This is a genomic window from Microcystis sp. LE19-10.1B (assembly GCF_027530565.1).
Taxonomy (GTDB): domain Bacteria; phylum Cyanobacteriota; class Cyanobacteriia; order Cyanobacteriales; family Microcystaceae; genus Microcystis; species Microcystis aeruginosa.
On sequence record NZ_JAPZQM010000031.1, the window covers coordinates 1 to 5,963 of the forward strand.

Sequence of the window (5,963 nt, forward strand, 5' to 3'; positions counted from 1 at the left end):
TCAAAAACCTTGCATTATCCTTCTTGTAGTACATCGCTTGGTACAAAAAACAAGGGCAACAAAGCCTAAAACGACCGACTCCTGACGACCGGCTACTGACTCCTACCCCCAGGAAAAACTTTTTCAGCAGACCCTAATTAATTGTGCTTAGATACTTATCAAAATTAGCAAGAGGTTTAATGAAACCTCTTGCATAATTAATTTTTGAGGGTTCAAAAACGGTAAAAATAAGGATTAAATTGCATAAAATCCTTAAATAGACCATTTAATTGATTATTATTCATTCTTAATTCTCCTGACTACTGACTCCTGACCCCTGACTCCTAACCCTAACAACAATTTTTGATTTTTACAAGAGGTCTATTGATGAATCGAACCATCGGGGAGAATTGTTCCCGTTAAAATTGCTCCAGTTAATTTCACCATAATACGCTTACCGAAGCCAATTTTTGCCCCGCGTAAATCCGCTGCCGACAGATCCGCCCCACTTAAATCCGCTCCGATGAGATTGGCTTCCTGTAAATTTGCGCCTTTAAGGTTAGCTTCGAGGAGATTGGCGCGAAAAAGATTAGCTTTGTGCAGATTAGCCTTTTCTAGGTTAACTTTGTGCAGGAAGCTATCGCTTAAGTCCGCATGGCTTAAATCTGCCCCGATGAGACTGCAACTAGAGAGATCTTTTTCTTTCAGGTTGGCTCCCTGTAAATCGGCTCCGTTTAAATCCCGATAGTGAGGGCGCCAGGCGGCATGATTGTGGACCTGATGGTTATTCTGGGAGTGGCTGTGTTGACTGTGGGTTTGTTGACTATGGGTTTTATGACTGTGGGTTTGGGAATTTTGGCCCGGTTGGCTAGGGTGAGGCTGATAGGGGGAAGCAGTTTTATAGGCGTGGGCGGGCTGTTTTTCAGTTTTAGGGGGGGAATTGGAGCGTTTAGGAGAATTTTGATGAATTTGCCGCAATTGTTCCCTAGCTTGGTTAATTTCTTGCAGTTTAGCGGTGGCTTTTTCCAAAAGACGCTGATTATCTTTGGGAATGCGATCGGGATGCCAAATAAACACCAAATCTTTGTAGGCCTGATTGATCTCGTCGAGAGATGCCCCATGATCTAACCCTAAAACTTTATAGTATCGCTCCAATTCTTTCATTATCGAAGTCCTAATACAAGGATAAAAGCATTAACGGCCACAATTTCTCTGAGTCTTGTCGGATTTTCTAGGAGAGGATTTCTTTTAGGATAATTTGACTCTGGGAGAGTTGCCATAAAATTTGAGAAAATGTCTGGTAATTAAAAAAATCTCGTTTTTCTATCCTGTTTTGATGCGTAAATGTATAGCACATAACAGCAAAATTAGCAAATTTTTGATACAGAACTTGATTTGTGCTGTTAGGGAAGTGGGGAAGTGGGGAAGTGGGGAAGTGGGGAAGTGGGGAAGTGGGGAAGTAGGGAAGTGGGGAACTGGGGAAATTGAACTAAAACCCCAAAACCCCAAGACTCCAAAACCCCAAGACCTAAAACCTATCTCCTGCCGACCGCCTCCCGACTGCTGTATGATAAAACTTGTCCCGATAGGATAAATCAAGGTCGTGAAATTTGGTCAGTGGTTGGGGTTTATCTGTTTAATAATGGCTCTCTATGTATTGTGGCAGATTCGACAGCTGTTATTATTGATTTTTATGGCGATCGTGTTTACCGTAGCCTTAAATAGATGTGTTAAAGGATTGCAGAGATTGGGGATTAAAAGGGGTTTGGCTATTTTAATCACCCTGCTGACGAGTCTAGGAATTGTGATTGTATTTTTTATAATTATTGTTCCCCCCTTTATCGAACAGTTTCAAAAATTAATTGAACTTTTACCGCAAGCTTGGGATTTAGTCCGCAATAACTCGATTCAATGGCGACAACAATTTCAATTTGATTGGTTGCCACCCTTGCCTAATTTAACTGATTTAGTCCAGCAGTTACAACCTTTAGGAACCTTTGTTTTTAGTAACTTTTTTACCTTCTTTTCTAACTCAGTTGCGGCAATTTTACAATTATTATTCGTGCTGGTGTTAGCAATGATGATGTTAGCCAACCCCCAACCCTATCGACAAGCTTTCTTAAAATTATTTCCTAACTTCTATCGTCGTCGCGCTGAGGAAATTCTTACCCTATCGGAAGCGGGTTTAGGTAATTGGTTGTTGGGAATTGCCATTAGTTCAACTATGGTAGGATTATTCAGTGGGTTCGGTCTTTTTGTTTTACAAATCAATCTAGTTCTCGTTCATGCTATCCTAGCAGGATTGCTCAATTTTATCCCTAATATCGGACCGACTGCTAGTGTGATTTTTCCCATTCTAATTGCTGTTATCGATGCACCTTGGAAAATTGTCGCTATTCTGATTCTCTATTTTATTATCCAAAATGTCGAAAGTTATTGGCTGACACCCACTGTCATGGCTAAACAGGTATCTTTACTACCGGCAATTACCCTAATTGCTCAAATTTTCTTTGCTCAAATGTTTGGCATCTTAGGTTTATTATTGGCTTTACCTTTGACAGTGGTAGTAAAGACATGGTTAGATGAATTATTATTCAAAGACATTTTAGATAAATGGGATCACGGTCATAACAAATCTTAAATAATCTCGGCAAAAGTCATGAAATTAATCATTCTTACTCTCGTTATTTTATCTAATTTTTTTGCTCCCCTCCCAGCTAAGTCTGAAACGGTTCTAGAAAAAATTAAACGCACGGGATTATTAGAAGTAGCTATGAGAGAAGATGCGATTCCCTTTGGCTATCGGGATAGTAATAATAATTTGCAGGGATTATGCTTAGATTTTATCCAATTGCTTAGAGAAGAACTCAAGCACAAATTAAACCTCCAGATCATCAGTGTCAAAATTTATAAATCCACTTTATTTAATCGCTTCCAGTTATTGGAAAATAAAACCGTTGATTTCGAGTGTGGTCCTAATAGTATCAGAAAAAATATACCTGATGGTGTCAGTTTTTCTCGTCCTTTTTTTGTCACAGGAACTCAGTTTTTAGTTCGGAGTGATAATCAGAAGAATTTTAATTTTTCTTCGTCCTTAGAAGGTATAAGTATTGGAGTTTTAAGAGATACCACCACTCAAGAATTATTAAGACAAAAATATCCTCTTGCTACCTATCAGGAATTTCAAGGAGTGACGGGAAGACTGCGAGGTATCCAAAGTTTAAGAAGGAATAGAATAGATGCTTTTGCTAGTGATGGGATTCTGCTAATTGGAGAAGCTGTCATTCTCGGTTTATCCTTAGAACAAGATTATCAACTTATCCCGCGCAATCCTTTAAATTGTGATTATTATGGTTTTATTCTTCCCGCTAATGATCCCCAATGGCAAGAGTTTATTAATGGGGTTATCGTCACCAGTGAGAACAGAAATATTTTTAAAGCATGGTTTACTGAAGTTGCTGCCTATTTTAGAGATACCTGGCAATATTGTCGTAATAATCCCGAAAAATCCCAGTAAAACTTAACGATTATGCACAAAAAAAATGATTTATTTTGGTTGATTGGTTGCGCTACAATAATCCTGTTTATTTGCAGTGCTGTCAGACATATTTTATTTCAATCTAATGCTCTCGATCTTGGTTGGTTTGATCAGGGAGTTTACCTAATTTCTCAAGGTAAACCACCGATTATATCTTTTGTTGATTACCATATTTTAGGCGATCATATCGCTTTTATTCTCTATCCTATAGCCTTACTTTATAAAATTTATCCTAGCGTTTATTGGCTGCTTTTCTTACAAGCTTTTTCCCTTTCCCTTGCCGTTTTTCCCCTCTGGCAATTGGCAATACAAGCGGGATTAAAAGAAAAACAAGCCTATACATTAGCCTTAGTTTATCTGCTCTATCCCCTGATTTTTAATGTTAATCTCTTTGATTTTCATCCTGAAGTTATCGCAGTTCCAGCCATTTTTTGGACAATTTTGGCCGCAAGATTAAATAATCTCTGGGGATTTTTTCTAGGAATCATTATTATTCTCGGTTGTAAAGCAATTCTCTCTTTAACATTGTTGGGAATGGGTATCTGGTTACTTCTTTGGGAAAAGAAAAAAATCCCCGGAATAATTGCCATGATTAGCGGCATTCTTTGGTTTATTATCGCCACGAAATTATTAATCCCTCTCCTGACAGGAAAATCGGCAGTTATTGAAATGGCCGATTCTCGATATAGTTATCTAGGAGATAGTTTACCAGCAATTATCTTTAATCTTTTCCTCAAACCCGATCTTGTCTTGGGAAAAATCTTTACTGGCAATAATCTAGAATACCTAATCCTATTATTTATTCCCTTAGTTTGGGGTTTATCCTGGCGCTATTCTGCCCCAATAATTGCCGCTATTCCCGCACTCGCTTTAAATTTATTAGCAGATCATGCCCCACAAAAAAACTTAACGACTCAATATTCCCTGCCAATTTTGCCCTTTTTATTTCTAGCGGTTATCGCCACTTTAGCCCATAATAGCAGCTGGTTGAAGCAGCCTAAATGGATAATTACTTGGGCAATTATTGCCTTTTTTGCCTTAGCTAAATACGGCTATTTTTGGTCACTGTATTTAAATTCCCTCGATACTTGGTCCGCCACCCAAAAAGCTCTCACCCAAATTACCACCAGTGAGAGTGTCTTGACTACTTCTAGAATTGCCCCCCATCTTACCCATCGAGAAATGATCAAATTAGCGATCGAAGGTTCCCAATCCCTAGATTTAAATCAATTTAATTATATCCTACTCGATCGCCGTCATCCCGGTTGGTCTAGTTCACCAGAACTAATTGATGATCACTTAAATAAACTGAATCAAAATGAGAACTTCCAGTTAATCGTTAATCAGGATGATGTGTTTTTATATCGGGCCTTGACAACCCCTCAAGAAACAAAATAATTTTTCGTTCCACCGATTTTAATAAATTTTCTTTATCGATGGGAAACCAGACAATACCAGCATCGGCACGAAACCAAGTGCGCTGACGTTTGGAAAATTGACGGGTATGGAGGATAATTAGATCGATCGCCTGTTCTAAAGAAATTTCCCCGAGGAGATATTGCTTAATCTCTGCATAACCCAAAGTCTGCAAAAGTGGCAAATCCCAACCGTATTTATCCCCCAAATTCTGCACCTCTGCTACTAATCCCCTGGCGATCATTTGATGAGTACGAACAGTGATCCGCTTGTCTAAACTTTCTGGGGAACAGTCTAAACCAATTTGTAAAATTGGATAAGTGGGGGGATTTTCTCCCTGCTGACTAGAGATAGGTTTTCCTGTTAGATAAAAAACCTCTAAAGCGCGTAAAGTCCTGACCTGATCATGGGGATGAATTTTTTTAGCAGCCTCTTCATCTACCTGCGTCAGAATTTGATAAAGATAGGATTGTCCTAAAGCTTGTAATTGCCGTCTTAAATCCGCTTGAGGAGAAACCCTCGGTATTTTTAAACCTTTGACAATGGACTTGATATAAAGTCCCGTACCACCGACCAAAAACAGGGGAGAATAGTGGAGATTGTTGATTAAATCCTCAGCCTGTTCTTGGTACTGTGCTAGGGTAAAATTATCTTGAGGATCACAAATATCAATTAGATAATGGGAAATCCGCTGACATTCTTCTAAGCTAGGTTTAGCGGTACCAATATTAAATTCTCGATAGATTTGTCGGGAATCGGCACTGAGAATTACTGAATTAAACTTTTCGGCCAATTGTAGGGCTAAACTGGATTTTCCTGTGGCAGTTGCCCCACAAATAACAATTAAAATAGGTAAAGAGGAAGGCTGCATCTCATTTTCGTAAATCTACCAAGTTGGGATTTTTAAGGGGAAACTCTCGGTTAAAATCGGGCCTTACTTGTGATTTTATCACTCAATCCCAGCTTTTGGGGGGTTCTACCCCCCAAACCCCCCGTTGGGGGCGTGGCGCCGCCCCCAAACCCCCCGCGC

Annotated in this window: 6 protein-coding genes; 3 read left to right on the forward strand and 3 right to left on the reverse strand. The window is 39.3% G+C overall.

The genetic code is table 11. From position 1 onward, the window contains the following. Positions 1–360 precede the first annotated feature (360 nt). Positions 361–1,143 carry a pentapeptide repeat-containing protein gene (locus tag O9332_RS01130; protein ID WP_002763083.1) on the reverse strand — a complete coding sequence of 261 codons (783 nt, stop codon included), beginning with the start codon at positions 1,141–1,143 and terminating at the stop codon, positions 361–363. Between the two features lie 159 nt (positions 1,144–1,302). After that, positions 1,303–1,578 carry a hypothetical protein gene (locus tag O9332_RS27900; protein WP_196219885.1) on the reverse strand — a complete coding sequence of 92 codons (276 nt, stop codon included), beginning with the start codon at positions 1,576–1,578 and terminating at the stop codon, positions 1,303–1,305. Positions 1,579–1,582: 4 nt separating this feature from the next. On the opposite strand from O9332_RS27900, the gene O9332_RS01140 reads away from it, so the two are divergent. Genes O9332_RS01140 through O9332_RS01150 form a run of 3 tightly spaced genes read left to right on the forward strand, consistent with a single transcriptional unit; the run spans position 1,583 to position 4,915 of the window. Continuing rightward, complete coding sequence (locus O9332_RS01140) at positions 1,583–2,620, forward strand: AI-2E family transporter (protein ID WP_002763081.1); 1,038 nt, start codon at positions 1,583–1,585, stop codon at positions 2,618–2,620. Positions 2,621–2,638: 18 nt separating this feature from the next. After that, positions 2,639–3,496, forward strand: coding sequence for an amino acid ABC transporter substrate-binding protein (locus O9332_RS01145; protein WP_002763079.1), 858 nt, complete (start codon positions 2,639–2,641; stop codon positions 3,494–3,496). Positions 3,497–3,508: 12 nt separating this feature from the next. After that, complete coding sequence (locus tag O9332_RS01150) at positions 3,509–4,915, forward strand: DUF2079 domain-containing protein (RefSeq protein ID WP_002763078.1); 1,407 nt, start codon at positions 3,509–3,511, stop codon at positions 4,913–4,915. Here the strand turns inward: O9332_RS01150 and miaA are convergent. Beyond that, a complete protein-coding gene (miaA, locus tag O9332_RS01155; RefSeq protein ID WP_002763076.1) occupies positions 4,857–5,804 on the reverse strand; it encodes a tRNA (adenosine(37)-N6)-dimethylallyltransferase MiaA in 948 nt (315 codons plus the stop codon). The genes O9332_RS01150 and miaA overlap by 59 nt on opposite strands. Positions 5,805–5,963: the final 159 nt, after the last annotated feature.

What these genes read in the sequence shown, in the direction of transcription:
- O9332_RS01130 (WP_002763083.1), bottom strand. Translation starts at nt 1,143, where the DNA reads ATGAAAGAATTGGAGCGATACTATAAAGTTTTAGGGTTAGATCATGGG.
- O9332_RS01145 (WP_002763079.1), top strand. Translation starts at nt 2,639, where the DNA reads ATGAAATTAATCATTCTTACTCTCGTTATTTTATCTAATTTTTTTGCT.
- O9332_RS01150 (WP_002763078.1), top strand. Translation starts at nt 3,509, where the DNA reads ATGCACAAAAAAAATGATTTATTTTGGTTGATTGGTTGCGCTACAATA.
- miaA (WP_002763076.1), bottom strand. Translation starts at nt 5,804, where the DNA reads ATGCAGCCTTCCTCTTTACCTATTTTAATTGTTATTTGTGGGGCAACT.